Source organism: Arthrobacter endolithicus, assembly GCF_026627425.1.
GTDB lineage: Bacteria > Actinomycetota > Actinomycetes > Actinomycetales > Micrococcaceae > Arthrobacter_M.
On the sequence record NZ_JAPNLH010000018.1, the window covers coordinates 37,651 to 63,107 of the forward strand.

The following is a 25,457-nucleotide window of genomic DNA, read 5'->3' on the forward strand; positions in this document are numbered from 1 at the left end:
CAAAGCAACGATGATGGGCAGCCCTGTCGAACTGACCAAGACACTTGCGCGCCGGTCCGATCAGGTAGCGTCAACGGGTGTGGCAATTCCCGCTCCGAGGGAGACCAGCCAGGCCAGCCCGGCTCGATTGGCCGGACGTCCCCTTGATCGTGACAATCAATCTCATTGCCGGCCAGGAAGAACACATGGTCTGTCCACGTCCGGAGAGCGCCTTGATGAACTCCGTCAGCTGCCCCCAGCCGGGCACGCTTGGGAGCTCCGCTACCCGGCGATGATCGCCGCGAGCCGGCTGAGCTGGCTTTCGTCGGCAAGGGCAGAGCCGACGGCACCCACGCGCGCTCCGGCGCCAAGGTAGTCGCGGAGGTTGGCGGCGTCCAGGCCTCCGGTGGCGACAATGTTCAGCTGCGGGAAGGGTCCGTGCTGGGCCTTGAACCAAGTGGTGCCCAGCGCGGTGGCAGGGAAGGCTTTGACCCAGCTAAGGCCCTGGCGTAGCGCGCACTGGATCTCGGAGGAGCTGGCAATGCCTGGCAGCGTGGGCATGCCCGTAGCCAGCGAAGCCGCGACGATGTCCGGGTCCAGGCCGGGGCTGACGGTAAAGGCGGCGCCGGCCTCTGCGGCTTGGCGAACGTGGTTGGGGGTCAGAACGGTGCCGGCTCCGACGTGCAGACCGCGGTCGGCTCCAGCGGAGGCGATGGCGGTGAGGGTTTCAATGTCGTCGGGGGACTGAATGGGGACTTCGACGCTGGTGATGCCCAGATCCCAGGCGATGGTGGCCAGTTCGAGGCTGCGCAGGACGCCAAAGCCGCGCAGGATGGCCATGATGGGGGCGGCTTCGAAGTTGTTACTGAACCAGTCGTTAGACTGGGCTGCTGTAATGGTCACGATTGATCCTTTTCTTGGCGGGGTTTCAGAGATGCTCACTGAAGAGGCAACTGCGTGCGGCGTCGGGGCGTCAAGTCGCGAGCGGATAGTCGCCGGTGGAGCGCAGGACCTTCACCGCGCAGTCGTGGCCGGCCTGCAGACATTGCTCAGGTGAGAAGCGGCTGAGCCACGCATCCAGGTAGCCGGCTGCGAAGGCGTCGCCAGCGCCTACGGCCTCTACGACGGTACATTTCACGGCACGGACGAAGGCTTTCCAGTTGGGGGAGAACTCGGTGGCGCCGACGTCGCCGTCCTTAATGATCAAGGTGGGCACCCGGTCCAGCAGGTCCCGGACGTCCTCGGGGGTCGTCGTTCCCCAGAGTACTTCAGCCTCATCCAGTCCCACAAAAACCAGGTCCGCCTGCTGTGCAAGGTCGCGCAGCCTTGGGCCGGCCTGCGCGATGTCCCACAGCGGCGCGCGGTAGTTAACGTCGAAGCTCAGTAGAGTGCCGCTGCCGGAAATTCTCCGGATGACGGCGTCTGTCAGGTCGGAGCAGCCTGCTGATAGGGCAGGGGTGATGCCGGAAAGATGGACGACGGCGGCCTGCTCCAGCGGGATGTCCCGGACGGTTGCGGGGTCCATCAAGGATGCGGCGGACCCGGTGCGGAAGTACTGGACGCCGTGGCCGGGGTTCTTGAAGTACACGCCGCTCGGCGCCGACGGCTCGGTCCGTGCCCAGCGCAGATCAATGCCGCGGCCGCGCAGCAGCCGGAATGCGCGACGGCCCAGGGCGTCGTTGCCGAACTGTCCCACCCATGCGGCGCGGCGGCCCAGCGATGCCAGATGGGAGGCCAGATTGGACTCCGCACCGCCGACGTCAAGGTGGAACGTTTCGGCGTCTTCAAGTGCCTCTTGCACGGTGGGAGTGACGAGCAGCATTGTCTCGCCAATAGTGATGACCTCGGGCCTGTGAGCGGTGCTCATCTCATCCCTTTCATTCTTGGAGCATATAGCACAGCGTCGTTGCAATATACGCACACATCAAGAAGTTTGCATGTAGGGAATTGAAGGTACTATGTTGTGAAGTATGTGCAAATCCTGCAACTCAGCGTGCAGTATACGCACATACTTTATCGGCGGTGATTCGCAGACCGAGATCCCCGGACAGCGTGGGATGGCCTGGCTTTGCGGGCCGTTGAGCAGCTTCCTGGCTGACATCACGGCGGGGCGCGGGTACCGCGCTGCGAAGCAGGATTGCGTGGAAAGGAAATGTGATGTCCCAAAGTGTCCGCAGGGCTGCCCGCATCATCGACGCGATTGCCGCCGAACCCCGGTCCGTCAACGAACTGGCCGAGTCCTTTGATCTTCACAGGTCCACGATGTTCCGCGAGCTGGCCGACCTGGAGGAGGTTGGCTACGTCCGCCGAGGACGGAACGGCAAGTATGTGCTCGGATTGCATCTAGTGTCCCTGTCAAAACGCGCCTTTGACGACCTTGACCTGCGCGAGGCCGCACACGACCATATCCGCGCGTTGCACAAGGTCCTAGGAAATACCATTCACGTCGCTGCCCTGATGGACCACAGCATTGTCTACGTGGACAAGGTTGAGGACTCGGCCGGTGTGCGGATGTACTCGCGGATCGGCAAATCCGTGGAGGCGTACTGCACCGGCGTCGGTAAAGCCATTTTGGCCGAGCTGGATCTGACCGAGCGCAATGCGGTGCTCGAAGGCACCAGTTGGGAGCGGTACACCCCCAACACGCTTTCCACGCGGTCCGCGCTGGACGACCAGCTGGCTGAGATCGAAAAACGGCACTGGGCGGTAGACAACTGCGAACACGAAGATTTCGTCAACTGCATCGCCGTGCCGATCCTCAACTCCCACGGCGTAGCCGGTGCGCTATCCGTGACCGCCATCCGCATGGTGGCCGACCTGGAGCAGCTCAAGGACCAGTTACCGCTCATTCAACAGACTGCCTTGCTGATCTCGGCCGAACTCGGATAGCCGCGGTGCCCGGCTGCGGTCGCCACCGAAATCATCATTGGGGAGGCCGGCGCACCCGGCGGCGGCTAGCGTTTGCTGTGGCGCGAATCCAAGGCGCGGCGTAAGTTTTCCGCAGCTTCGAGCACCATCGCATCTTCCCTGTTAACCACCACGACGGTCCTGCTCTGAGTGGGCAGCGAAACCTCATAATGGCCGGAGGGGGATAGCTTCCTAACCAGGTTCGGTTGAATCTGCTCAATTTTTGGAGTTGCCACTAGCCTCATCTTCTTCATGTGCTGTCTCTTCATTATCATCCGGGGCTGCGGTCCCGTCCACTAGCTCGGCGGTGACTCCATCGGCGATATCACGGAGAAGATCCGCATCTTCATCACGGCAGAGGTCACTGCTCCCCAATCGTGCCAGGACGATAAGACCGGTCCGTTGCCGGATCCGATCGCTCGTGCAAATAGCCGCGTCGATGGCCCACTGCAGGCGCTGCCAGAATTGGTCGCGCCTATCAGCACGGGTGCGCTCGACGAGTGTCACGAGGCCGATGGTCCCTGCGATGAAGGCGCCGACAAGTATGGCCAAAGGCGCGGCGGCAGAGATGTACTGCAGCCAGCCGGGGATTTCGGTAGCTGTTGCCATCGGATCAGCATAGTCCCGCGGTGGGATCCAAGGGGAGGTCCGCCCCCTGTCAGCGGACGGCAGCCGCGACTGCTTCGGTTTGGATACCCGAGCCTGCGGCCAGGACCGCTTGTTTCAGGATTTCGCTGACGGGTTGGTCGATGTCGACCGCGTAGCCGGTTTCGTCGGGTTGAAGGGGTTGGAGGGTGGCCAGTTGGGAGTCGAGGAGATCAGCGGGCATGAAGTGGCCGGCACGTCGTGCCAACCGGGTGCTGAGGAGCTCACGGGTGCCGTGCAGGTGCAGGAAGAACACGTCCGAGGCCTGGGCGCGGATCGCGTCGCGGTAGGAGCGTTTTAGTGCGGAGCAGGCCACTACCAGACCGGGTCCGTCCGTCTGGGCCAGCGCGCGGCCGACGACGGCGAGCCAGGGCCGGCGGTCGGCATCCGTCAGCGGGGTGCCGGCCGCCATTTTCGCGACGTTCTCCACCGAGTGCAGGGAATCCCCATCCACGAAGGGAATGCCCAATGCATGGGCGACGAGGGAGCCGATGGTGCTTTTCCCGCAGCCGCTGACGCCCATCACTACTAATCGTGTACTGCTCACCAGTCGTGCACCGTGCCGTCTGCCAGGCGGTTGTAGGGCAGGTAGGCCTGCTGGTATGGGAAGGATGCGGCGGCTTCTTCATTGAGTTCAACACCCAGGCCCGGTTTCTCGCCTGGATGCAGGTACCCGTCGGTGAAGGTCATGGTTTGTTCAAAGACGGTATTCGTCTTCTCGCTATGTTCCATATATTCCTGAATCCCGAAGTTATGGATCGCCAGGCCCAAATGCGTCTGGGCGGCCAGCCCGACAGGGGAAACATCGGTGGGCCCATGAAAACCGGACTTAATCTGGTACTGCGCAGCGAAGTCCATGACTTTCTTCAGTGGGGATATTCCGCCGAAGTGCGTGGACGCGGCGCGGACGTAATCGATCAGCTGTTCGCGGATCAGGGTCTGGAAATCAAAGACGGTATTAAACACTTCACCGACCGCAAGCGGCGTGATGGTGTGCGAGCGGACCAGACGGAAGGCCTCTTGGTTTTCCGCCGGTGTGCAGTCCTCCAACCAAAACAGGTCATAGGGCTCCAGCGACTTCCCCAGCTTCGCGGCCTGGATTGGCGTCATCCGGTGATGTCCGTCATGGAGTAAGGGCAGATCCGCCCCGAATTCGTTGCGGACCGCTTCAAAGACCGTCGGCAAATGCCGCAAATACGCCCTGGTGTCCCAGTCCTCCTCAGCCGGCAAAGCACCACGCCCGGCGGGTTCGTAGTCATAGCGTTCCCCGCTGGACTGGGCCTGGGCGGCTACGCCATACACGGCCTTTATCCCCGGCACCGAGGTCTGCACTCGGATCGACTTATAGCCTTCCGCCAGATGCGCCCGGATGGAATCAAAAAGCTCCGGCAAATCCCGTCCGGAGGCATGCCCGTAGGTGCGTAACCCCGATCTGGATGCACCCCCCAACAACTGATAAACCGGCAAGCCCGCGACCTTGCCCTTAATATCCCACAACGCCATGTCTACCGCCGCGATCGCAGCCATCGTCACCGGTCCACGGCGCCAATACCCGCTGCGATACAAAAACTGCCAGGTGTCCTCAATTCGGTGCGGATCCCGCCCCAGCAGCAACGGCACCACATGCTCGGTCAGATACGACGCCACCGGGAGCTCACGACCATTCAACGTCGCATCCCCCAACCCCGTGAAACCCTCATCCGTGGTGATCTTCAAGGTCACGAAGTTCCGCGAGGGACTGGTAACAATCACATCAGCAGCAACGATCTTCATCGGTCTTCCTCTCCATACCTGGACATACGTACCAGCGCGTTTTCTCGGTCTCCCGTGCAGCTGCCGGAAGGTGAGCTCACCACTCGGCGTATGAGCCGTCGTCGTGCCGCCACAATGGCGAGCGCCAGGCATGCCCGTTCTTGTCGGCGCTCCGCACCGACTGTTCGTCGACCTCGATGCCCAGACCCGGACCGGTCAGCCGCTCAATATGTCCGTTGACGAACTTCAACGGCGTTTTGTCCAGCACATAGTCCAGCACCTCGGCACCCTGGTTGTAATGGATACCGATGCTCTGTTCCTGAATCAGGAAATTCGGCGTCGCGAAGCCCACCTGCAGGCAGGCGGCCAGAGCCAGCGGCCCGAGTGGACAGTGCGGTGCTAGCTGGACGTCGAAGATCTCGGCAAGGGAGGCGATTTTCCGCACCTCCGTGATGCCGCCGGCATGGGACAGGTCCGGTTGCGCGACGGCGATTCCGCTTTGCAGGACCGGCAGGAATTCCTGTCTGCTGTACAGCCGCTCACCGGTTGCGACAGGAATGGATGTTGACCGGGTCAGCTGACCGATCAGATGCGAGTTCTCCGGCACAACGGGTTCTTCGATGAAGAACGGGCGTAGCGGTTCCAGCAGCGGCGCCACCCGGCGGGCGTTAGCGAGCGTGAAGCGGCCGTGAAAGTCGACGGCGACATCCCGGTTCGGCCCGAGGACCTCCCGTGCGGCGGCGACCCGTTCCACCACGCCGTCGATCTCCGCGACACTGCCGATCGGATGCATCCGGCCGCTGGCGTTCATCTTCACCGCCGTTAGACCCACGTCCAATTGGGCGCTAATGGAGTCGGCAATTTCGCCCGGCTCGTCCCCGCCTACCCAGCCGTACATCCGGATCCGGTCCCTTACATGGCCTCCCAGCAGTTGGTGCACCGGGACGCCCAAGTGCTTGCCGGCAATATCCCACAGAGCCTGGTCCAGTCCGGATACGGCACTGGCCAGGATCGGGCCGCCGCGATAGAACGAGCCCTTGGTCATGACCTGCCAGTGATCCTCGATGCGCAGCGGATCGGTACCAATCAGAAGTTCGGCTAACTGCTCGACGGCGGTCCGGACGGTTTCGGATCTGCCCTCCACCACCGGTTCGCCCCAACCGACGATGCCGCTGTCAGTTTCGACGCGGACGAACAGCCAGCGCGGGGGGACCAGGAACGTTTCAATGCGGGTAATACGCATCTCGGTCATCGGTCAGCCTTTCGTGGCGCCGGCCGTGAGACCGGTGACAATGTATTTCTGCGTAGACAGGGCAATCACCATGATGGGAATGGTCACCACGACGGCAGCCGCCATCAGCCCACCCCAGTCGATGCTGGCATAGGAGACAAAGTTGAAGATCGCCACCGGCAGCGTCTTGGTGTGGGCGCCGGAGAGAACCAGAGCGAACATGAAGTTGTTCCAGGAAAAAATGAAGGAGAGGATACCGGCGGTGGCAATGCCGCCGACGGACAACGGAAGGGTGATCCGCGCGAAGGCGCCAATGGCTGTCAGCCCGTCCACCTGGGCAGATTCCTCGAGTTCCAGTGGCATCGAATCGAAAAACGACATCATGATGTAGACAATGAGCGGCAGTGCCACGAACATGTGCGAGAGGATCAGCACGGAGAACCCGCCCACCAGGCGCATATTGGAAAACACGTAGTACCACGGAACCAGCAGGCTCACGCCGGGAATGATGCGTGCCATCAGCACCACCAGGGCTGAGCGGTGCATGGTGAAGCGGCTCATCGCATACGCGGCGGGTACGCCCAAAACGAGGGACAACGCGGTCGAGCAAAAGGCCACCCAGAAACTGTTGAAAATGAACTGGAAGTAGTTGTTGCGGCCCAGCACATTGCTGTAGTTCTCCCAGGTGGGGGAGAAGATCACTGATTTGCCGGCGTCGTAGATGTCCACGTTGGTCTTAAATGAGGCCAGTAACATCCACGCCAGCGGAGCAATGAAGACGATGACGACCAGAATCAACATGACCACGCGGAAGAGCTTGTAGGCCCGGGAACGCAGCGGCTTCCGGCGCCTCGGCAGGACGGTCGGTGTCGTTTTAGGGCCGACGTCGGTCAGGGTGGCGCTCATTATCTGTTGCCTTTCCGGCGACGTGTCAGGACAAACATGCACGCCACGATGATTAGGAAGAACAAGATCAGAACTGCCGAGGCCAGGCCGTAGCTGTTGTAATCGAAGCTCAGGCCGTAGGCGTAGACATTGAGGGTTTCGACTTCGTTGAAAGACCCTCCGCCCTTGCCTTTGGTGGCGTAGAGAATATCAAAGGTCTTCAGCGCATCGATGCTGCGCAGCAGGACGGCGACGATGACCGTGGGCATCAGCAGAGGAAGGGTCACAAAGCGGAACCGTTGCCAGGCATTGGCGCCGTCGATGCGGGCCGCTTCATCCGGTTCATCGGACAGGGCGGTCAGTCCCGCGAGCAGAATCAGCACCACCATCGGCGTCCACTGCCAGATATCCACGAAGACCAGAGTCGGCAGGGCGGTTTGGGGGGAGGAGAGCCACGGCTGGGACGGCAGTCCGATGAAGTTCAGCAGCTGATTGGCGAAGCCGATGTTGGGATCGAAAATCAGGCGCCACATCATGCCGACGGCGACGGGCGTCGCCACCAGCGGCAGCAGGATGGCCACCCGCACCCATTTTTCACCGCGAAAGGGCCGCCACAGCAGCAGCGCAATGCACATTCCCAGGACCATTTCCACGGCCAAGGCGGACAGTGTGAAGGCAAAGGTGCGCCCCGTCGCGGGCCAAAACCTTTTGGTGTCCTTGAGGACTTCCAGATAGTTGCCAAAGCCGACGAAATGCGACGCCGCGCGGACCGAACCGTGGGCGTCGGTCAAACTCAGATAGAGGGTCCAGGCCAGCGGAAAGGCGATCAGGACTCCCACGAATATCATTGCCGGGGCCGCGAAGAGCCACTTGCGGTGGGTATTGGCCCAGTCCGAATAGGCCCGCCAGGCGGATCTGGGGGTCGTGGTCAGAACGGTCATCGTTCACCTGTCGAATCGTGTGTCGGGTGGAAAAGGTGTGCGGCTTGAGGAAGATGCGCAAGGCCGGCCGCCAGGACGGCGACCGGCCAGCTTGTGCCCGCACTCAGCTGCGGCTGATTTATGTCGCCGGTCTTATTTATCGCTCTCAAGGAACTTCTGGAAGGCAGTGTTCGCAGAATCCGCTGCGTTGGAGGTGTTGCCGCCCGTGATGGCGGTGACGATCGGGTCGCCCACGATTTCTCGGGCCTTGGCCACGGAAATCACGAGCGGCCGGTCATGGCCGACACCGTTCTTGGCGCTGACGGCGATGGCCGAAGCCAGGTCCTTCGGGTAGGTGGAGATGCCCGCCGGATCGTCCCAGACGGAGTTGCGGGGTCCGGGGACTCCCGCCTGCTGGATTTTCAGCGTCATGTCCTTGCTGGTGGCCCACTGAATGAACTTCCAGGCGTTGTCCTGGTTCTTGGAGGCCGCGTTGATGCCCAATGCCCATGACGGCACGTTGTAGGGCTTGGATCCGGCAGGACCGGCGGGGAGGGGTGCGAAGCCGACAGTATCGGAGACCTTGGACTTGGCCGGGTCGGTAGCGTTCTTGTAGAGGCTGTCTGCTTCCGTGTAGAAGGCCGCGTTACCCTGGGTGAAGATTGCCATCACCTCGGGCCAGCTCATGTCGGTGCTGACATTGGCCGGTCCCTGATCCTTGATCAGGCCGCCGTAGAAGGAATAGGCCTTCTTCGCCGCGTCGCTGCTGACGGCGGACTTGCCCGACTTGTCGATGAAGTCGCCGCCAAAGCTGTACAGGAAGCTGGAAAACTGAGTGACGGCGGTGGACTTTCCGGTCCGGGCCACAAAGCCGGCCATCCCTGGATTAGCGTCCTTGATCTTCGTCGCGGCGTCCTTGAGCTCATCCATGGTCTTGGGGACTTCAAGGCCTGCCTTGGCGAGCAAATCCTTGCGGTAGTAGAGGACCTCGCGTTCGGTGATCGTCGGGACGCCGACTACTTTGTCCTCGTAGGTCGTGGAGGAGACGGGGCCGGCCTGGAAATCGCTCCAGTTCCAGCTCGCATCGTTTTTGACCTTGTCCGAAAGATCGGCCAGGTAGCCGTTCTTGGCGAACAGCTTCCCCTCCTGCAGCGGACGGTACATCATGACGTCGATCTCGTCCGTACCGGCGTTGAGCTTAACGTTGTACTGATCGGACAGCTGATCCTCGCCCAGCTGGGTGAGTTCGACCTTTACATTATTGGCCTTTTCAAATTCCGGAATGGCGGCCTTGATCTGATCTGTCCAGACGTGGTTCGCAAGTGTAACGCGCAAGGTGCTGGGGGCGCTTCCACCGGCCGAGTTTGAGGCGGTGCCACAGCCGGTCAGTGTTCCCGCAGCCAGGACCACTGTCGCAGCGGTTATCCCAATGGATCGCAAAAGAGGGTTTCGTTTCACGCTCTCTCCATTTCTTCAGTAGGGCTGCACCGCCACAGACGACGCAACCGAAGCTGATGCATCATTACATCTGCTTTATCCCGAAACTCTAGTGAGAAAGATCATACTTATGCAACCGCAAAACGGTAACGATATGATCAATGCCATGGAACCCGGGAAATTTTCGCACGGTGCCGCTGCCGAAACCAGTGAGAGCACTAGTCTTCAAGCAGCCTCGGATCCGGCCCGCACAGGCGGTCTCCACGCGCAGGTGGTGGAGCTCCTGGGGCTGGCGTTCAGCTCTGGTGAGCTGAACGGCGGTTCCACCCTACGCATCGAAGAACTTGAAGAACGCTGCCAGGTTTCGCGTTCCGTGGTGCGGGAGGCTCTTCGCGTATTGGCATCGATGGGCATGGTCACCTCGCGGCGCCGAATTGGCGTCTCGGTGCTGCCGTCCTCGGAATGGAATCTGTACGACCCCCAGATTATCCGATGGCGGTTAGCCTCCGCGGGACGAATCGCACAACTGCGCTCCCTGTACGAACTGAGGGCTGCGATTGAGCCGGAGGCCGCCAAATTAGCGGCGCTGCGGGCACCGCTCAGCGACGCCAGCGACCTGATGGGACTGGCAGGGAAGCTGTGGGCGGCAGGCCGGGACGGCGACACGGGCCTCTTCCTCGATTTGGATATCCAGTTCCACCGCCTTGTGCTCTCCAGTTCGGGGAACGAGATGTTTGGCCGGCTGCACACCCTGGTGGCCGAGGTGCTGACCGGGCGGACCAACTACGGTCTGATGCCGGAACACCCCCACGAAGAAGCGCTCCAGATGCATGTGGATGTGGCCAGTGCCATTCAGCGCGGCGACCCCGTGCAGGCACGGGACGCCATGTTACGGATCACCGACCGTGCGGTACGGGAGATGCAATCGCTGTGGACCAGGAACCCGAACGCTTAAGACAGCCGACCATAGGCCCTCACCGCTGGCGCACCCTTTTGCCAGCGGTGAGGATCTAATCCGTTGTTCTGGTCTGCCGGTAGGGGTGGGCGGGGAAGACGCCCAGGATCCTCAGCTCCGTGCTGAAGAAGGTAAGCTCCGCCAGAGCCTGCTTCAGGGCGCGGTCCTCGGGGTGGCCTTCCACGTCCACCATGAACATGGTGGCGGAAAATTCACCGTCCACCATGTAGCTCTCCAACCGGGTCATGTTCACGCCATTGGTCGCGAAACCACCAAGCGCTTTGTACAGTGACGCGGCGATGTTGCGGACCCTGAAGACGAAGCTGGTGACCAGCGGCCCGCTCCCGGCCTCCGGGTAGCTCTGTGGGGGAGAGAGCACTACGAACCGGGTGGTGTTGTGGTGCTCATCTTCCACATCCTTGGCCAGAGTATCCAGCCCGTACATGCCGGCGGCCAGCGGCGGAGCCAGCGAAACCTTTGTCGGATCGTTCCAGTCGCGTACCTCGCGGGCGGACCCGGCGGTGTCCCCGGCAACGACCGGCTTGAGGTCGTGATCGCGGATGAAGCGGCGGCATTGGGCCAGGGCGTGGACATGACTGTGGACTTCTTGTGCCTGGTCAATGGTGGCACCGGGTATACCCAGTAGGTCAAAGCGGATCCGCAGAAAGTGCTCGCCGACAATCTGCAGACTGGTGTCCGGGAGCAGCAGGTGAATGTCCGCCACCCGTCCTGCCACCGAGTTGTCGATTGGAATCATCGCGAGCTGGGCCGCTCCGGTGGTGACCTGCGCGAAGGCATCCTCGAAGGTGGAGCAGGGGATCGTATTCCAGCCGGGGTACGCCTCGAGGCAGACAATGTGCGAGTTCGCCCCGGGCTCGCCCTGGTAGGCAATGGAACCGATTACGGTGGGTTCTGCTGCTGACGTCATGATTCCATGCTAGTTAGTGCGGGGCAGGCACCCTAAAAGGGCGTCCGTTCAGTAGCAGTCCGCCGGAACTGTCCAACTGCACATAGGCGGCAGTTGAAACTGCCGTTACAGTAAAACCCGGCTGTGACACAGCCCACGCCCTTCACTACGAGCCGGCTCGTGCCTGGCGGCCTGTCTGCCGTCCGAGAGCTGAGTCGAGGAACAGAATGGATATCATCGGTGACTGCAGACCAACAACTTTCCAAAACGCTTAAACCCCGGCATCTGTCCATGATCGCCATTGCCGGCGTGATCGGTGCCGGGCTGTTCGTCGGCTCCGGTGTTGCAATCCGGCAGGCGGGTCCGGGCATTCTCATTGCCTATGCTGCCGCTGGGTTGGTGGTCATTCTGGTGATGCGGATGCTGGGGGAGATGGCCGCTGCCAATCCGGAAACGGGCTCATTCTCTACCTACGCGGACAAGGCGCTGGGCCGATGGGCGGGCTTTAGCATCGGCTGGTTGTATGCCTGGTTCTGGATCATAGTTCTGGGCGTGGAGGCGACTGCCGGTGCCGCGATTATGCACCGTTGGGCGCCTGGTGTGGACCAGTGGATCTGGGCGCTGATCCTGATGGTACTGCTGACGCTGACCAACGTCGCATCGGTGAAATCCTTCGGGGAATTTGAATTCTGGTTCGCTTCCATCAAGGTTGCGGCGATCACCATCTTCCTGCTGCTGGGCGTGGCGGCAATCCTAGGATGGTTGCCTGGTGTCAAGGCACCCGGGATGAGTAACCTCACCGGTAACGGCGGCTTCCTGCCCAATGGTGGCGGGGCAGTGTTGGCGGGGATTCTTGTGGTCGTGTTTTCCTTCTTCGGCGCGGAAATTGCCACCATCGCCGCCGGCGAGTCAGCCAACCCCGTGAATGCGGTCAAAAAAGCGGTCAAATCTACGGTCTGGCGCATCTTGATCTTCTACATCGGTTCGATTGCCATCGTGGTGACTTTGCTGCCCTGGAACGATGCGTCGGTGGCGAAAAGCCCTTACGTCGCCGTTATCGAGTTGTACGGTATCCCCGGAGCAGGAGTAATAATGGACGTCGTCGTACTGACGTCCGTACTGTCCTGCCTGAACTCGGGACTCTACACAGCCAGCCGGATGATCTTTTCGCTCTCCAGCCGCGGGGATGCTCCCAAAGCGCTGCGGGGGATATCCACCCGCGGTGTTCCCGCTGCGGCGGTTCTGGCGTCCACCGTCGTCGGCTTCATCACCGTCGGCCTGAACTACATTGCCCCGGACACTGTCTTTCTTTTCCTCGTCAATACTTCGGGTGCAATAGCGTTGTTTGTCTGGTTGGTTATCGCAGTCTCTCAGCTCATTCTGCGCCGTCGTATGGGTACGGCGGCTAGGGACCTCCCGCTGAAAATGTGGGCCTTCCCGTACCTGACGTGGTTGGCCATTGCCAGCATCACGGCGCTGCTGGTGGGCATGATCATTCTCCCCGATACCAGGGAATCACTGCTCCTCTCAGCCGCGCTGGCCGCTGTCGTCGTGGCCATCGGACTCTACCGCTACCGCGGCGGCAGAAAAATCCATGCCGCTAACGGCGCGCAGAATCCGCAGGCCTTGCAAGGATCCGGTGAGAATAGTCCCGTTCTGGAGGAAAGCCTGGAGAACGAGAGCGTCTAGTCAGCCGCCGGAGCTCTGCGTAGCCTAGGGACCACGACGCTGAAGCGGACCCGGCAGTTCAAGAGTCACAGCACTGAAGACGTTCTCAGTCCGCAGAAGGCAGCCCGGCAACAATAGACACTTAGGAGACGGCGATGGACGGACAACAGATACATCAGCGGATTCAGGAACTCGTGGAGCAGGAACAACAGTTGCGCGAATCCGCACCGTCGGAAGGGGAGTCGAAGTCCCGCAGTGCGGATCTGAAGCATCTTGAGGTCCAGCTGGATCAATGTTGGGACCTGCTTCGGCAGCGGCGGGCCAAACTCGACGCTGGCCAGAACCCCGATGAGGCTTCCGTGCGTCCTTCCGAAGAGGTTGAGGGCTACCGGCAGTAGCGCCGGGCGGCTCAAGACGACGGGCCGCGACAGGGCCGCAGGGGCACTCCGCAGCGACTACGCGGGGGCGCCCTACGGCTCGTTAGCCCTGAGTTATCTCGGTGATTTTGCCCCGGGCAAGCCGGAACCTGCGGTTCGTCTTCCGGGCCAGGGCCTGATCGTGGGTGACGACCAAAATGGTGGTGTTCTTTTCCTGGCACAATGAGCGCAACAGCTCGATGATCAGCTCGCCCGTTTCGTCATCGAGATTTCCGGTCGGCTCGTCCGCCAGGATCAGCTTGGGTCTATTGGCAAGTGCCCGGGCTATCGAGACGCGCTGCTGTTGACCGCCGGAGAGCTTATTGGCCTTTCGATCGTGCGTTTCCTCAGCCAGCTCCACCTGGCTGAGCAGTTCCACGGCCCGCGCACTGCGCTCGGCCCGGGATACACCGGCAAATTCCATCGGCAGCATCACGTTCTCCTTGGCCGACAGGTTGGGGATCAGGTTGTACTGCTGGAAGACGAAGCCGATGTCGTCTCGGCGGTAGGCCGTCAATTTTGAATCCGGCAGTTGGCTGATATTGACTCCATCGACCAGAACGTCCCCGGACGTAGCCTTATCCAAAGCGCCAAGCAGCGAAAGGAGTGTGCTCTTCCCGCTGCCGCTTTTGCCTAAAATGGCTGCGAACGTGCCCTGTTCCACCGAAAAAGAGACTCCGTTGACTGGTTTGATGGTGTGATCGCCGGTCTTGAATGACTTGACGACGTCTTTTACTTCCAGCATCTCTTACTCTCCTCGCAGAACTTCAATGGGACGGACTTTGGCTGTCAGCAGCGCCGGGATCAATGCACCGAGGGCGGCAATGAGCAGAATTCCCAGCACACCCAAGACCAGGGTCTGCCACCCCAGGGACGTGCTGACGGTGCCGATGAGCCGACTCGCTCCGGCGAAGGCCCCGCGGCCGCCACCTGGGCCCGCGGCCGCGCCGAACCCGCCAGCTGTCTGTCCTGCCGCACGCAAAGCCTGCCGCCCGGACCTGGCGGCCGCCGTCGTCGTACCCGTATTGCTCGAAACCAGCGCGCCGACGATCGAATTACTGCTAAAGGCCGCGATCACTGCGCCAACAACAGAACCCATCACCACCAGGACCAGAGCTTCGAAAACGAACTGGACGCCGATGCTGCGGTTGGACGCACCGATCGCCTTCAAAACGCCGATCTCGCGACGCCGTTCCCGGACCACCATGATCATGATCAGCAAAACGATCAGTCCGGCCGTGCCCAGCGCCGCGATAAAGCCGATCAGCGAAATGCTCTGCACACTGCTGAGCGAACTGATGGCGGATCCCAGATTGGCCGATCCGGCGGTGACATCCACGCGGGTGCTGCCCAGTGCGGAGGCCAGCGCCGTCTTGGCGGCGTCGACATTATCGATGCTGTCCACGAGTACCGTCATGGTGCTGATCTCGCCGGGCCGGCTGGCCAGGGTCTGTGCGGCGGTCAGGGGCAGGTAGATGGCGTTATTGTCGAAGGCCGTGCCGGCGTCGAAGATTCCGCTGATCGTCATGGTCCGGTCATCGACGGTGAACATGGAACCGACTTTTAGGGAGTTCTTAGTGGCCAAGGTGCTGCCCACTAGCGCCTGGGCGGAGGTCCCCGCGAAATCGTTGAGGGCCGTGCCGTCGGTGATGTTAATGGGCACTCCGGCGGCGTTGACCGCGCCGGCGATGCCGGTCGCCTCAATGGGGATGCTGAAGGCGGGCCTGACCGCAGTGCTGCCGGCCCCGGTCCCTCCGCTGCTGGAAGTCGAGCCGTTCGCCCGGTTACCCAAAGTGCCAGGGTCGATGGCGGACACCAGGCTCGTGGTGCCGCTGGCGGCCCTTCCGGCCGGGCCTCCGCCCTGTCCGCCCGGTGCCGTGGCGGTGGTGCTGGCGTTGCTGCTTAGCCGCAGGCTCAGCGTCCCGGTCACGGAGCTGACATGCGCCACCGTCGAGGCGGTGCTGAGGTCCGCAGCGGTCAACGGTTCCCCGCCGCCCTGCCCGCCGCGGGAACCGGCTGGATTGACGGTCAGGTTATTTCCCACGGATGCCTTCAGCGACGTGATTTTGTCTGCCACGGCCTGATTGGCCACCAGCATGGACAAGGCCAGTCCGATGGCGACTGCCAAAATGATGACGACGGCACCGCTGCGGACCTTGTTGCGAAAGGCATTGCCCACGCTACGGGCGAGAACACTCATGTTTACTCCATAGATTTCCGGCGCTCACGCGGCGCCTGTTCTCCTTCATCTTTGAGGGCCGAGCCGTGGAAGTCCCTTTACCGGGCTGGGAGTGGGCTGTGAGTTGCCCGGGACGTCATCGCGGTGTCCGTTCAGGCGTTGCTCAGCCGCCGGACGTTAGACTGGACGCAGAGATCCGTCACCGTATAACGCCGTCGGGCTGGCGTTTTGTGTTCCGCGAGGACGGCAGGACGCGGGCCGGCGGGAAAGGCCACATGAGCGACAAATCACCGCAGCCCAGGCGCCCGGTGCCGCACGCCGGAATGATCCCCGTAGTGCCGGCGGCAAAGCAGAATTACGCGGCCCGCAGTGTGCTGCGCAAACTCGTCCAAGGCGAGGCGCCACCGACCGCGCCGATGAGTATTGTGGACCGTCTGGCGGGCAGCCCCTATGCAAACCCGACGATTCAGGTGGGCGGGGTGGATGCCTCGGCCCGCAAGACCATCGACTTCGCGCTGCACCTGGCGGAAACCATGTTTCGCTATGGCGCCGGCGCCCTGGAGGTGGAGACCAGCATCATCGCGGTCACTGCGGCTTTGGGGCTGCGCAATATCGAGGTGGACATCACCAACCAGTCCGTGATCATCAATTACGCGAAAAAGGACGCTACCCCCATCACGTTGCTGCGTGTGGTAAGGTCTTGGACCAATAATTACGCTGGCCTGTCGCTGGTGCATGAGCTGGTGACGGACATCGTTTCGGGCGGCGTGGGCCGGGACGAATCCTACCGGCGGTTGGACGCCATTCTTCGGAGCCCGCGGCCGTTCCCGCGCTGGATGGTCACGCTGGCGGAGGCGGGGTTTGCCGCCATTGTCGTAGCCGTCATCGGCGGGACGGGCTTCGGCGCCCTGGTGGCATTATTGAGCTCGCTGCTGGTGGGGCTGCTGTCCCGAACGCTGGGTAAATGGCGGGTCCCGGACTTTTTCACCACGGCGGCCAGTTCTTTCCTGGTGACCGCGATTGCCTTGATCTGCGCGCTGCTGGAAGTTCCGCTGACCCCGGCTTCGGTGGTCACCGGCGGGATCCTGCTACTGCTGCCCTCCGGCCGCCTCGTGTCCGCCGTGCAGGATGCCATCAATGGGTTCCCGGTCACGGCGGCGGGGCGTTTCCTCTCCGCCTTCCTGACCTTTGGCGCCATTGTCTCCGGGATCGCGGTGGGGCTGGTTTTTGGATCTCTATTCGGCTCCGGCCGGCTGGATGTCACCAACCCCTTTTCCGGCGCCCTGCCGTTATGGGCGGCTCTGCCGCTGGTGATCCTGGCATCGGTGGCCATCGGCATCGCCGAGCAAACCACGTTAAAGCTGCTGCTGCCTACCGGGCTGATCGGATTGCTCGGCTACTGCGTGCTTCTGCTCGCCACCGCAGCCGGCCTGGGGGACCGCTTGGCGCCGGCCGTGGCGGCCGTGGCCGTGGGGATGGCGGCCCGGGCCGTGGCGCTGCGGATGGGGGCGCCGCAACTGGTGATCGCCGTTCCGTCCAGCATTTTCCTGCTGGTAGGCCTGTCCATCTTCCGGGCCATGTTCGTCATGACCATTACCCCAGCTGCCTCCGTGGAAGGCGCCGTAGGACTGTTCAACGCACTGATCATTATCCTGGCCGTGGCCGCCGGCGTAGTGCTGGGCGATAATTTGGCCCGCCCGCTTACCCGCGGCCACGGCAGCAATGAGAAACGGCGTAACCGACGGCGCTAGATCTTGCCGATCGGGGTTTTCTTCTCGGCCTGGAACCCGTCTTCATTACGGCCCCGGGCCCAGTAGCCGGAAAGGGACACCTGTGATCGTTCCAGACCATGGTCCGCGAACAGGATTGCGCGCAGGGCCTTCATATATTCGCGCTCACCGTGTGCGAAGACATCCACGCGTCCGTCCTGCCAAGGAACAGCAGCCACGGCATCGGCCAGTAAACTGCTGGTGCCCGCGGGTTGGCCCCTGCGGAGCAGCCAGATTACTTCGATTCCCGCCGGGGCGGCGATCGTCTGGATGTCCTCGTTGCCGTCGACCTCCAGGAAGGCAGAGCCGACGGCGTTTGCCGGCAGGGCCTCAAGGGCTGCGGCAATGGCCGGAACGGCGGCCTCATCGCCGGCCAGCAGATACCAATCGGCGTCCGGATCCGGCCGGTAGGCGCCGCCCGGGCCGGAAATAATCAGCCTGTCGCCGGGGGCGGCGGCTGCTGCCCACGGTCCGGCGAGGCCCTCGCTGCCGTGAACCACGAAGTCGATGGCCAATTCCTGCGCCTGTGCATCCACCCAGCGCACGGTGTAGGTGCGCGTGGACGGCCACTGCTCCCGCGGCAGGCTGTTGCGGAGGGCAAAAACGTCCAGCGGCTCGCGATAGCTGACGCCGGGCTGCGGAAAATGAATCTTGACGTACATGTCACTGAAACCATTCGGCGTGAAATCGACCAAGCCGACGCCACCGGCAACGATCCGGACCATGTGGTCACCTAGCCACTCCTTGCGCACTACGGCCAAAGTGGCCTGCGGACGAGGCTTCACGGCAGGGGCAATGGTCACAGCAGGACTCCTCGGATCGGTGGCGGGACTCCCGGCGGGTGCAGGCGGGTGCAGGCAGGTGCAGGCGGATGCAGGCAGGTGCGGGGCCCAGGGGCAACCTTGCCAGCCTACAACGGGGGCAGCGACCAGTTGATCGGCCCGGCACCCTGGGAGAGAAGGAGTTCGTTTGTCCGGCCAAACGGCCGAGAGCCAAAAAAACCGCGGGATGCCGACAACGGGCTGGGATGGGCGGAAATGACAAGAGGAGTTCCGCCGAGCAGCGGCTCGAGTTTGAGCGCATCCTTGCCCCAGAGGATGGCGACCAGAGGGGAACGACGGGCAACCAAGGCCCTGATCGCGGCATCGGTAATAGTCTCCCAGCCCTTTCGCCGGTGCGAACCGGTATCCCCGGGTGTCACCGTGAGAACCCGGTTGAGCAGCATCACACCGTGATCCGCCCACGGGCTCAGGTCGCCGTGCAGCGCCGGGGGGATGCCTTGGTCCGCCTGCAGCTCCTTATAGATGTTGACCAGGCTACGGGGCAGCGGACGGGTGTGGCGCTCGGTGCAAAAAGCCAGCCCCACCGAATGGCCCGGCGTCGGGTACGGATCCTGGCCGACAATCAGCACCCTGACTCCGGCCATGGGGCGCTGAAAGGTCCGCAGCACATGCTGGGCGCGCGGCAGAAAGCCCCGTCCGTCGTCGTGCTCCTGAATCAGGAACTGTCCCATCCGACGCAGCTGCCCCTCGACGGGCTGCAGCGCAGCCGCCCAATCCGGCGCCATAAAGGACAGCGGGTCGCTGGCGAGCAGGCTCAAGGTGGCTGGATCCTCTGCCGGGAGGGATGCCACCGCGGAGAGGTTGAACAGCGCATCTGGAGTGGTCACCCACCCATTCTGGCCGATCGCGTCCGGATAGTGCGCCAAATGACAACAGTGTGATTCCCGATTATCATGGGGAGCAGCCGACTGCCCGAACCAAATGCCGCTGCCTTGCCTGCGCCGTTGCCTGAACCCGAAGGGAAGTGTGCATGACCGAGCCCGCACCCGTAATGCCGCAATCCGACGGCGGTTTCAGCGAACGCGACGCGCAAATGTTGACGCTGGAACGGCAATGGTGGAAGTACGCCGGAGCCAAGGAACAGGCTATCTTCGAACTTTTTGATATCTCCGCAACGCATTACTACCAGATCCTGAACGTGCTGATCGACACCGAAGCAGCGCTAGCCCACGATCCCATGTTGGTCAAGAGATTGCGTAGACTACGTACGTCGCGTCAGCGGGCCAGGACGGCCCGCCGGCTGGGGAACTGACGCGAAGCCGCGCAATACACCACAAGGACGCAACTGCCATATGAGTAAATATCCGCGGGACGAGTTCGACAAGGTCCCCGAAAATTCGTCGCGCCGCGGTGTACACCGAAGTTTCAATGACGCGCCCCGCTCGGGCCTTGTCCCTATTCTGGCCTTCGCGGTACTCGCTCTACTCATCGGTGCGGTGGCGTTCTTCGTTCTTCCCACGCTGGGGTTCGGGCCCTCGTCGAGCACCGTGACGTCACCTGCGCCTTCGTCCACCGCGTCATCCACGGCAACAGCGTCACCCGCGCCGTCCTCCAGCGCACCTTCCAGCAGCGCTGGAACCAGCAGACCGGCCGCGGCACCGTCCGCAAAGACGTCTCCTTCAGGGTTGGCGACCGCGTCCCCGACGCCTTCTCCGGAAGCCGCCGGGGTGAACAAGACGACGCCGGTCAGCGTCCTGAATGCCTCCGGCGTGGTCGGGCTCGCGGCGAAGTATGGCTCCATGGTGACCGACGCGGGCTGGCCCGTGAGCCAGACGGGAAATTGGGCCGGGGCCGCCCAGCCAAGCTCCGTGATTTTCTACAGCTCGGCCGATGACGCAGCCGACGCCGAGGCGCTCGGACAACTGTTGGGCATAAGACGGACGGTACAAACCTTCGAGCTTCAGGTTCCGCTGGCCGTGGTGCTGGGCCCGGGGGCTCAGTGACGAAGGGCCGGAACGGCGGGAGCACTGCAGCCCCCGCCACGGCCTTGGGGGCTGCGGTTCTGGCCGCCGCCCTGGCGATTACGGCCTGTTCCGGGCCTTCCGGCAATGCCCGGACCGCTTCGGTTGGGGCCAGCGGCGACGGCGTCCTGAAGGTTGGTCTGCTGCTGGACAACGGCGGCGCCCAGGGCTTCCTCAACGACTCCGAGCAGGCCGCGGCCAAACTAGCCGTCAATCAAATCAGCATCAGCGGTGGGTTTAAGGGAAAACCGGTAGAACTGCTGCCGGCAACGCCCGGCGCGGATACAACATCCCAGGCGACCACGTTGGCGGCGTTGAAGGCTGATGTGGTGATCGGTCCCACGGATTCCGCGAACGCAGCCGCAGCCATTGGGGTGCTCAGCACAGCCAAGATTACGCTGATCTCACCGGCCAACACTGCGCCGGGCCTGCGCGATGCTGCCAGCGGCGGCTACTACTTCAGGACGCAGGCCGCCTACACCATGCAGGGGCAGGTGCTGGCGAAGCTGGCGGCGGACATTGGCCCCAAAATCGCGGTGCTGCATGAGAGCGGCAGCTACGGTGCGGAAATTTCCCGCGCCGTGACCGAGGCGTTGAAAAGGACCGGCTCCGTGGCCGCCGCCGGCACTCATGCGGGGACGGACGCCGTTGCCGTCGATGCTCAGGCGAACCCCGGTGCCGAGGCGGAGACCGTGCGGGAGGTCAAAAACGCCCAAGCGGATGCGGTGATCGTCGTTGCCCGCGGGGGCGGGCAGTCGCTCCTGGCCGAGCTCGCGAACGCCGGAATCCCCGGTTCCAAGCTGGTGCTCAGTGACGGGGCAACGGGGAATTATGGCACCGGGCTTGCCTCTGCTGCGCTTAAGGGTGCCAAGGGGATCCTGCCCGGGATCTTCCCGACCGCGGAATTCCAAAAGCAACTGCTGGCGCTCACTCCCGGGCTCAAAGATATGACGTTCGCCGCCGAAACCTATGATGCGGTGATCCTGGCGGCTTTGGCGGCAACGGCCGCGGATGACGACGCCGGATCCTCCATCGCCGCGCGCCTCATATCCGTCTCGGGCGGATCGGGCGTGGGAGACGGTGGAAAAGCCGCCGCTGGCACGCCCTGCACCGGATATCCGGACTGCTCAGAGCTACTGGCCCGGAAGCAGAGCATCGATTATGAGGGGATCTCCGGTCCGATAAACTTTGACGAAAACGGCGACATTACGGCGGCCAACTATGTTGTCTATAGCTACGGCGCAGACAATAGACCGGCAATGAGCGGCACGGAGAAGACAACCGCCCCCTAGGTGAAGGCGCGACTGGACCGGCGCGGACTGGGCGCAGGGGCTCACCCGGCCTGGCGGGCGGCCAGTTTCCCGATCGGACTCTCTGCCAGCTCCTGGAGCAACGTCGCCGGATCCCGGTAGACCGCCACGGCCCCAGCGTCCCGCAGCTCAGCCGCACTCGTACCACCGCATGTCAGTCCCACACACGGGATGGACAATTCAGCACTGGCGTAAACGTCCCAGGCGGAGTCTCCGACGTAGACCGTGTTCGCCGCTTCCAGCTGCCCGGCCCGCAGCGCTGCGATGAGGATATCCGGTTCGGGCTTGCTGTGCTCGGCGTCCCCGGAACTGGTCGCGGCGTCAATGCTGGCGTCCGCATTCAGCGCTGCCTTCAGGACGGCGAGCTCATCCTCCCGGGCCGAGGAAGCGAGGACGACGGCGAGCTGCGCGTCCGCGCATTGGGCCAGTAGGTCTTTGGCGCCGGGGAAGGCCCGCAGAGCCGGCCAATGAGTCGAGAAGATGGCGCCGTGCGAGGCCTCCAGCGCGGCGTCGTCGTCTGCGTTCCGATCCGGTCCCAGGAGGTGGGCAATGATTTTATCGCCGCCCATACCAACGGCGCGGTGGATGGAGGCCATTTGCACGTCCAGGTCCTGCCGGCGGAAGGCCTGCCACCAGCTGACCGTATGCAGATAGCTGGAATCGACCAGGGTGCCATCCACATCAAAGAGGACGCCGAACTTTTTTCCGCCGTGACCACTCATGATGCCTCCGTACCTCGCTCTGTCGTTTCGCCCGTGATGAGTGCCAGGAGGGCTTTACCGTATGCCTGGGCCGGGTCAGTGTCCGTGTAATGCCTGCTTCCGTCCGGGCGGTGGATCTCCACCGTGAACAGTGCCGGTGCCCCGCTCTCGCGGCGCAGGGCCCGGAACGTCCCGGCGAGCAAATCGCGCAGCTGATCCTCGCGGGGGAGCCATAGCGATTCTTCCAGCGCCACCGAATCCAGTGCCCATTCGGTGGTGCCGTTCATCCCCAGTATGGTCCCGGTGGCATAAGCGTGTGCCTCAATGGTCATGTCGCTGACCACGAAAACCTCGTTGGCCTCAAGGGCATCGGAGCTATTACTCAGCCGCTCGATGCAAAAGGCATCCCCGGAGACGGGCGCCCAACGAAGACCGGCATCCTGGAGCTCCCGGGCCAGTTCGGTGGAAATCACGTCGACGCAGCCTTCTTCCGGGGCAGGAGTTTCGGTGAGCCCTGCACCCCATCGCCGTATCCCATGCCCTTGATTACCTCCACCATCGCGTCGACGGAGCTGATCCGCGGCTCCCAGCCAAGCGCCCTGATCTTGTCGGTGGACATCACCGGCGACTGAGCTGCCATATCAATCCACCCCGGGTCCGTGCGCTGCAATCTCAGCCGCCAGGTCACGGCGGCAAGAGCCCGCAGGACGGCCAGGGGCAGCGTGATGATCCGCCGGGTCCCGAGAATCCAGCCCAGCAGCTCCGGGGTGATGACCGGCTCGCCTGCCACATTGAAGGCGCCGGCAGCCCGCTGCTCGATCACGCGCCAATAGGCATCCGCCACGTCGTCGGCGTGCACCGCCTGGAACGTAAGCTCCCGAGGCAGCGGCAGCAACGGCGTCGTTATTTTGTAGCCGGCATATTTGGGTACGAAGGGACCAAGGAAAAGCCTACCTACTTCACTGCCGGCGCCGCGCTGAAAAATTAGCGAAGGGCGCAGACGGCTCACCACTAGGTTGGGCTGCTCGGCCTCGAACGCATCCAGCAAGCGCTCCGCTGCGGCCTTATGCCGGCTGTAATGCGAGGTGTGGATGCCGCCCGTGGGCCACGTCTCGTCGGTACGGCGGATCTTCGTGCCCGGGCTGTACGCGCCGACGGAGGACGCGTAGACGATGTGTTGGACGCCGGCGCTGACGGCCGCCAGAAGGACATTCTCCAACCCGGTGACGTTGGTGGCGAACATGGCCGCCTCGTCGTGGTTCGGCTGGATGGCCCACGCCAGATTGACGACGACGTCGGTTCCGTTAAGGATGGCAGACAGTTGCGGCGCCGCCATGGCGGAGCTGATATCCACAGGGTGCCACTGAACTCCGGCGTACGGCTCGGTGTCCGGATCGGGAAGGTGCCGGGCGATGCCAAGGATGGCATCGACGCCGTCGGCCCCGTGCAGACGCCGCAATAGCGCCGTTCCGGCGTTCCCCGTGGCCCCGATGACAGCTATCCGCATCCCGCACTCCCTTGCCCGCCGCTGCAGCAACACTAAGCAAGCGTGCTGATCACTAGCAAGCCTATTGTCGGCTTGTGCCGCTAGCAAGGCCGTTGCGGCCCTGTTCCGTTCTAGGATGAGGCTTGGCAACAGCCGCCGCGCCCGCGGATCGAAAACCAATATGAGCGCGGCTGGAGAATCAGTGGCCCTCAAGGACGAGCGCTTGAATGGATAGGAGAATCGGATCATGACCACCGAACCACGCGAACCATTGTCGGGTAATCACGGCAGCCAGCCGGTTGATCGGCAGCGGACGCCAGTCCCGGCGAGACCGGGACTTAGGCAGGACAGCGGGGCGGGAAGCGCTGCTGCTCTGGCCCCGGAATCCCCGGCCGATGGGGAGCCGACAGCTGCGCCGCCGCCCAGCGCGGACAGCAGGACCCGGGCAGCTGCGGTGTGGGTCGCCGTCGCCGTCTCGCTGGTCGTGCTGGTCCTGCTGATTATCTTCTTCATTCAGAACCAGGATCAGGTTCTGGTCAGATTCCTGGGACTGGAAGGATCCCTGGCTCTGGGCATCGCGCTGTTCATTGCTGCGGTGGGAGGTGGGATCCTGGTGGCGCTCGCCGGGGGCGCCAGGATCGTTCAATTGCGCGTCCAGAGCCGCCGGGCCCGGAAACTGGGGAAACCGTAGCCCCAAACGTGGTCAGTCCCGCAGCGGAACGCCCCTGGCGTCGCGCCGGAAGCCTTCCGAACCGGTCAGGATCAAAATCCCCTCAATGATCCCCCAGATGGCGCTGGCCCAAGAGAGGAACCCCAGGGACAGCACGGTGATCAGCAACTGCGCAACAGCCTTGCCGGTGAAGCCAAGATAGAAATTGTGGACCCCCAGCGAGCCAAGGAGAATCCCGAGCAGACCGGCCGCTATCTTGGATTTCTGCTCAACGTATCCGGGCTGGCCATAAACCGGTGGGCCGTATCCGGGCTGGCCGTATTGCTCGAGGTAGGGCTGTTGACCGGAGGGCTGTTGAAGATACTGCTGCTGCGGTGGTAGCTGCGCTCCCGGGTAGGGTTCTGGTCCCGGGTAGGGCTGCGCGCCGGAGTAGGGCTGCGCGCCGGAGTAGGGCTGCGCGCCGGGGTAGGGAGAGCCGTCGGGGTAGGGGGAGCCAGATGACTGATAGCCGGGTGTCTCCGAGGGCCTGTTCTCCGGCGGCTCGTTGGACTCGGCGGGGATGCCGTGCTGCGGGTTCTCGCTCATGACCGGTCCTTAAATGCAGGGAGGAATGGATGGACGCTGCGGATGGGAACCTGCGCCGCTGCGCGTAGGAATACCTGCCATCTACAACGCTATGCCATCGCGACCACCCCGACTAGTAATTGACTTCCATAGCGCCGCCGTCGTCGGCATCCAGGGTTCGCCCCGAGCGCAAGCGCACTCATGCGCTTGCACTCTCCGCGGACGAGTGCTAATTGTTGAGTTAGCACTCTCCGGTGCTGACTGCTAAAAAAC

Annotated in this window: 28 protein-coding genes; 9 read left to right on the plus strand and 19 right to left on the minus strand. The window is 63.0% G+C overall.

The window, feature by feature from the left end:
- Window positions 1–261: 261 nt before the first annotated feature.
- Both OS914_RS14595 and OS914_RS14600 read right to left on the minus strand, forming a co-directional pair.
- Window positions 262–882: a bifunctional 4-hydroxy-2-oxoglutarate aldolase/2-dehydro-3-deoxy-phosphogluconate aldolase gene (locus tag OS914_RS14595; protein WP_267546791.1), complete on the minus strand. Its 621-nt coding sequence runs from the start codon at window positions 880–882 to the stop codon at window positions 262–264.
- Window positions 883–952: 70 nt separating this feature from the next.
- Window positions 953–1,846 (minus strand): sugar kinase, encoded by an 894-nt coding sequence (locus OS914_RS14600; protein WP_267546792.1) that lies wholly within the window; start codon window positions 1,844–1,846, stop codon window positions 953–955.
- A 290-nt stretch (window positions 1,847–2,136) separates the two neighbouring features.
- Between OS914_RS14600 and OS914_RS14605 the strand changes: the two genes are divergently transcribed.
- Complete coding sequence (locus OS914_RS14605) at window positions 2,137–2,868, plus strand: IclR family transcriptional regulator (RefSeq protein WP_267546793.1); 732 nt, start codon at window positions 2,137–2,139, stop codon at window positions 2,866–2,868.
- Between the two features lie 65 nt (window positions 2,869–2,933).
- Here OS914_RS14605 and OS914_RS14610 read toward each other — a convergent pair whose 3' ends face one another.
- The 8 genes from OS914_RS14610 to OS914_RS14645 form a co-directional block, all read right to left on the minus strand.
- Window positions 2,934–3,122, minus strand: coding sequence for a hypothetical protein (locus OS914_RS14610; protein WP_267546794.1), 189 nt, complete (start codon window positions 3,120–3,122; stop codon window positions 2,934–2,936).
- A complete protein-coding gene (locus tag OS914_RS14615; protein ID WP_267546795.1) occupies window positions 3,103–3,495 on the minus strand; it encodes a hypothetical protein in 393 nt (130 codons plus the stop codon). Before OS914_RS14615 ends, OS914_RS14610 begins: the two co-directional genes overlap by 20 nt.
- Before the next feature lie 49 nt (window positions 3,496–3,544).
- Window positions 3,545–4,078: a gluconokinase gene (locus OS914_RS14620; protein ID WP_267546796.1), complete on the minus strand. Its 534-nt coding sequence runs from the start codon at window positions 4,076–4,078 to the stop codon at window positions 3,545–3,547.
- Window positions 4,075–5,304: a D-mannonate dehydratase ManD gene (manD, locus tag OS914_RS14625; protein ID WP_267546797.1), complete on the minus strand. Its 1,230-nt coding sequence runs from the start codon at window positions 5,302–5,304 to the stop codon at window positions 4,075–4,077. The genes OS914_RS14620 and manD overlap by 4 nt, the downstream gene beginning before the upstream one ends.
- Before the next feature lie 76 nt (window positions 5,305–5,380).
- Window positions 5,381–6,526 (minus strand): galactonate dehydratase, encoded by a 1,146-nt coding sequence (gene dgoD / locus OS914_RS14630; protein ID WP_267546822.1) that lies wholly within the window; start codon window positions 6,524–6,526, stop codon window positions 5,381–5,383.
- A 12-nt stretch (window positions 6,527–6,538) separates the two neighbouring features.
- Complete coding sequence (locus tag OS914_RS14635; RefSeq protein WP_267546798.1) at window positions 6,539–7,420, minus strand: carbohydrate ABC transporter permease; 882 nt, start codon at window positions 7,418–7,420, stop codon at window positions 6,539–6,541.
- Window positions 7,420–8,340, minus strand: coding sequence for a carbohydrate ABC transporter permease (locus OS914_RS14640; protein WP_267546799.1), 921 nt, complete (start codon window positions 8,338–8,340; stop codon window positions 7,420–7,422). The genes OS914_RS14635 and OS914_RS14640 overlap by 1 nt, the downstream gene beginning before the upstream one ends.
- 132 nt (window positions 8,341–8,472) lie before the next feature.
- Entirely contained in the window at window positions 8,473–9,777 is a 1,305-nt protein-coding gene (locus tag OS914_RS14645; protein WP_267546800.1) for an ABC transporter substrate-binding protein, read from the minus strand.
- 145 nt (window positions 9,778–9,922) lie between these two features.
- Here OS914_RS14645 and OS914_RS14650 point away from each other — a divergent pair, with 145 nt between their 5' ends.
- On the plus strand, window positions 9,923–10,711 hold the full coding sequence (locus tag OS914_RS14650) for a FadR/GntR family transcriptional regulator (RefSeq protein ID WP_267546801.1): 789 nt from the start codon (window positions 9,923–9,925) through the stop codon (window positions 10,709–10,711).
- Window positions 10,712–10,766: 55 nt separating this feature from the next.
- On the opposite strand, the gene OS914_RS14655 is transcribed toward OS914_RS14650, so the two are convergent.
- Window positions 10,767–11,639: a prephenate dehydratase gene (locus OS914_RS14655; protein ID WP_267546802.1), complete on the minus strand. Its 873-nt coding sequence runs from the start codon at window positions 11,637–11,639 to the stop codon at window positions 10,767–10,769.
- A gap of 219 nt (window positions 11,640–11,858) precedes the next feature.
- Here OS914_RS14655 and OS914_RS14660 point away from each other — a divergent pair, with 219 nt between their 5' ends.
- Window positions 11,859–13,307, plus strand: coding sequence for an amino acid permease (locus OS914_RS14660; RefSeq protein ID WP_267546803.1), 1,449 nt, complete (start codon window positions 11,859–11,861; stop codon window positions 13,305–13,307).
- 134 nt (window positions 13,308–13,441) lie between these two features.
- On the plus strand, window positions 13,442–13,684 hold the full coding sequence (locus tag OS914_RS14665) for a DUF2630 family protein (RefSeq protein ID WP_267546804.1): 243 nt from the start codon (window positions 13,442–13,444) through the stop codon (window positions 13,682–13,684).
- 82 nt (window positions 13,685–13,766) lie between these two features.
- Here OS914_RS14665 and OS914_RS14670 read toward each other — a convergent pair whose 3' ends face one another.
- Both OS914_RS14670 and OS914_RS14675 read right to left on the minus strand, forming a co-directional pair.
- On the minus strand, window positions 13,767–14,447 hold the full coding sequence (locus OS914_RS14670) for an ABC transporter ATP-binding protein (RefSeq protein WP_267546805.1): 681 nt from the start codon (window positions 14,445–14,447) through the stop codon (window positions 13,767–13,769).
- A gap of 3 nt (window positions 14,448–14,450) precedes the next feature.
- On the minus strand, window positions 14,451–15,902 hold the full coding sequence (locus OS914_RS14675; RefSeq protein WP_267546806.1) for an ABC transporter permease: 1,452 nt from the start codon (window positions 15,900–15,902) through the stop codon (window positions 14,451–14,453).
- 254 nt (window positions 15,903–16,156) lie between these two features.
- On the opposite strand from OS914_RS14675, the gene OS914_RS14680 reads away from it, so the two are divergent.
- The gene (locus OS914_RS14680) at window positions 16,157–17,632 is read left to right on the plus strand and encodes a threonine/serine exporter family protein (RefSeq protein ID WP_420713960.1); all 1,476 of its coding nucleotides are present in this window, start codon (window positions 16,157–16,159) and stop codon (window positions 17,630–17,632) included.
- On the opposite strand, the gene OS914_RS14685 is transcribed toward OS914_RS14680, so the two are convergent.
- Together OS914_RS14685 and OS914_RS14690 are read right to left on the minus strand one after the other, a co-directional pair.
- The gene (locus tag OS914_RS14685; protein WP_267546807.1) at window positions 17,629–18,453 is read right to left on the minus strand and encodes a siderophore-interacting protein; all 825 of its coding nucleotides are present in this window, start codon (window positions 18,451–18,453) and stop codon (window positions 17,629–17,631) included. The genes OS914_RS14680 and OS914_RS14685 overlap by 4 nt on opposite strands.
- A gap of 107 nt (window positions 18,454–18,560) precedes the next feature.
- Window positions 18,561–19,319: a uracil-DNA glycosylase gene (locus tag OS914_RS14690; protein ID WP_420713961.1), complete on the minus strand. Its 759-nt coding sequence runs from the start codon at window positions 19,317–19,319 to the stop codon at window positions 18,561–18,563.
- A gap of 143 nt (window positions 19,320–19,462) precedes the next feature.
- On the opposite strand from OS914_RS14690, the gene OS914_RS14695 reads away from it, so the two are divergent.
- Genes OS914_RS14695 through OS914_RS14705 form a run of 3 tightly spaced genes read left to right on the plus strand, consistent with a single transcriptional unit; the run spans window position 19,463 to window position 21,745 of the window.
- Window positions 19,463–19,744, plus strand: a complete 282-nt coding sequence (locus tag OS914_RS14695; protein WP_267546808.1) for a DUF3263 domain-containing protein — start codon at window positions 19,463–19,465, stop codon at window positions 19,742–19,744.
- A 40-nt stretch (window positions 19,745–19,784) separates the two neighbouring features.
- The gene (locus OS914_RS14700; RefSeq protein WP_267546809.1) at window positions 19,785–20,435 is read left to right on the plus strand and encodes a LytR C-terminal domain-containing protein; all 651 of its coding nucleotides are present in this window, start codon (window positions 19,785–19,787) and stop codon (window positions 20,433–20,435) included.
- On the plus strand, window positions 20,432–21,745 hold the full coding sequence (locus OS914_RS14705) for an ABC transporter substrate-binding protein (RefSeq protein ID WP_267546810.1): 1,314 nt from the start codon (window positions 20,432–20,434) through the stop codon (window positions 21,743–21,745). Before OS914_RS14700 ends, OS914_RS14705 begins: the two co-directional genes overlap by 4 nt.
- A 41-nt stretch (window positions 21,746–21,786) precedes the next feature.
- On the opposite strand, the gene OS914_RS14710 is transcribed toward OS914_RS14705, so the two are convergent.
- Genes OS914_RS14710 through OS914_RS14720 form a run of 3 tightly spaced genes read right to left on the minus strand, consistent with a single transcriptional unit; the run spans window position 21,787 to window position 23,971 of the window.
- Entirely contained in the window at window positions 21,787–22,485 is a 699-nt protein-coding gene (locus OS914_RS14710; RefSeq protein ID WP_267546811.1) for an HAD family hydrolase, read from the minus strand.
- Complete coding sequence (locus tag OS914_RS14715) at window positions 22,482–22,937, minus strand: pilus assembly protein CpaE (protein ID WP_267546812.1); 456 nt, start codon at window positions 22,935–22,937, stop codon at window positions 22,482–22,484. The genes OS914_RS14710 and OS914_RS14715 overlap by 4 nt, the downstream gene beginning before the upstream one ends.
- On the minus strand, window positions 22,934–23,971 hold the full coding sequence (locus OS914_RS14720; protein ID WP_267546813.1) for an NAD-dependent epimerase/dehydratase family protein: 1,038 nt from the start codon (window positions 23,969–23,971) through the stop codon (window positions 22,934–22,936). Before OS914_RS14720 ends, OS914_RS14715 begins: the two co-directional genes overlap by 4 nt.
- A 226-nt stretch (window positions 23,972–24,197) precedes the next feature.
- On the opposite strand from OS914_RS14720, the gene OS914_RS14725 reads away from it, so the two are divergent.
- The gene (locus OS914_RS14725; protein WP_267546814.1) at window positions 24,198–24,641 is read left to right on the plus strand and encodes a LapA family protein; all 444 of its coding nucleotides are present in this window, start codon (window positions 24,198–24,200) and stop codon (window positions 24,639–24,641) included.
- Window positions 24,642–24,653: 12 nt separating this feature from the next.
- On the opposite strand, the gene OS914_RS14730 is transcribed toward OS914_RS14725, so the two are convergent.
- Window positions 24,654–25,205, minus strand: coding sequence for a TM2 domain-containing protein (locus tag OS914_RS14730; RefSeq protein WP_267546815.1), 552 nt, complete (start codon window positions 25,203–25,205; stop codon window positions 24,654–24,656).
- Between the last annotated feature and the right edge of the window lie 252 nt (window positions 25,206–25,457).

Coding starts and splice junctions, on each gene's coding strand:
- OS914_RS14600 (WP_267546792.1), bottom strand. CDS start 1,846: ATGAGCACCGCTCACAGGCCCGAGGTCATCACTATTGGCGAGACAATG.
- OS914_RS14605 (WP_267546793.1), top strand. CDS start 2,137: ATGTCCCAAAGTGTCCGCAGGGCTGCCCGCATCATCGACGCGATTGCC.
- OS914_RS14615 (WP_267546795.1), bottom strand. CDS start 3,495: ATGGCAACAGCTACCGAAATCCCCGGCTGGCTGCAGTACATCTCTGCC.
- manD (WP_267546797.1), bottom strand. CDS start 5,304: ATGAAGATCGTTGCTGCTGATGTGATTGTTACCAGTCCCTCGCGGAAC.
- dgoD (WP_267546822.1), bottom strand. CDS start 6,526: ATGCGTATTACCCGCATTGAAACGTTCCTGGTCCCCCCGCGCTGGCTG.
- OS914_RS14635 (WP_267546798.1), bottom strand. CDS start 7,420: ATGAGCGCCACCCTGACCGACGTCGGCCCTAAAACGACACCGACCGTC.
- OS914_RS14640 (WP_267546799.1), bottom strand. CDS start 8,340: ATGACCGTTCTGACCACGACCCCCAGATCCGCCTGGCGGGCCTATTCG.
- OS914_RS14650 (WP_267546801.1), top strand. CDS start 9,923: ATGGAACCCGGGAAATTTTCGCACGGTGCCGCTGCCGAAACCAGTGAG.
- OS914_RS14655 (WP_267546802.1), bottom strand. CDS start 11,639: ATGACGTCAGCAGCAGAACCCACCGTAATCGGTTCCATTGCCTACCAG.
- OS914_RS14665 (WP_267546804.1), top strand. CDS start 13,442: ATGGACGGACAACAGATACATCAGCGGATTCAGGAACTCGTGGAGCAG.
- OS914_RS14670 (WP_267546805.1), bottom strand. CDS start 14,447: ATGCTGGAAGTAAAAGACGTCGTCAAGTCATTCAAGACCGGCGATCAC.
- OS914_RS14675 (WP_267546806.1), bottom strand. CDS start 15,902: ATGAGTGTTCTCGCCCGTAGCGTGGGCAATGCCTTTCGCAACAAGGTC.
- OS914_RS14680 (WP_420713960.1), top strand. CDS start 16,157: ATGAGCGACAAATCACCGCAGCCCAGGCGCCCGGTGCCGCACGCCGGA.
- OS914_RS14695 (WP_267546808.1), top strand. CDS start 19,463: ATGACCGAGCCCGCACCCGTAATGCCGCAATCCGACGGCGGTTTCAGC.
- OS914_RS14700 (WP_267546809.1), top strand. CDS start 19,785: ATGAGTAAATATCCGCGGGACGAGTTCGACAAGGTCCCCGAAAATTCG.
- OS914_RS14710 (WP_267546811.1), bottom strand. CDS start 22,485: ATGAGTGGTCACGGCGGAAAAAAGTTCGGCGTCCTCTTTGATGTGGAT.
- OS914_RS14720 (WP_267546813.1), bottom strand. CDS start 23,971: ATGCGGATAGCTGTCATCGGGGCCACGGGGAACGCCGGAACGGCGCTA.
- OS914_RS14725 (WP_267546814.1), top strand. CDS start 24,198: ATGACCACCGAACCACGCGAACCATTGTCGGGTAATCACGGCAGCCAG.
- OS914_RS14730 (WP_267546815.1), bottom strand. CDS start 25,205: ATGAGCGAGAACCCGCAGCACGGCATCCCCGCCGAGTCCAACGAGCCG.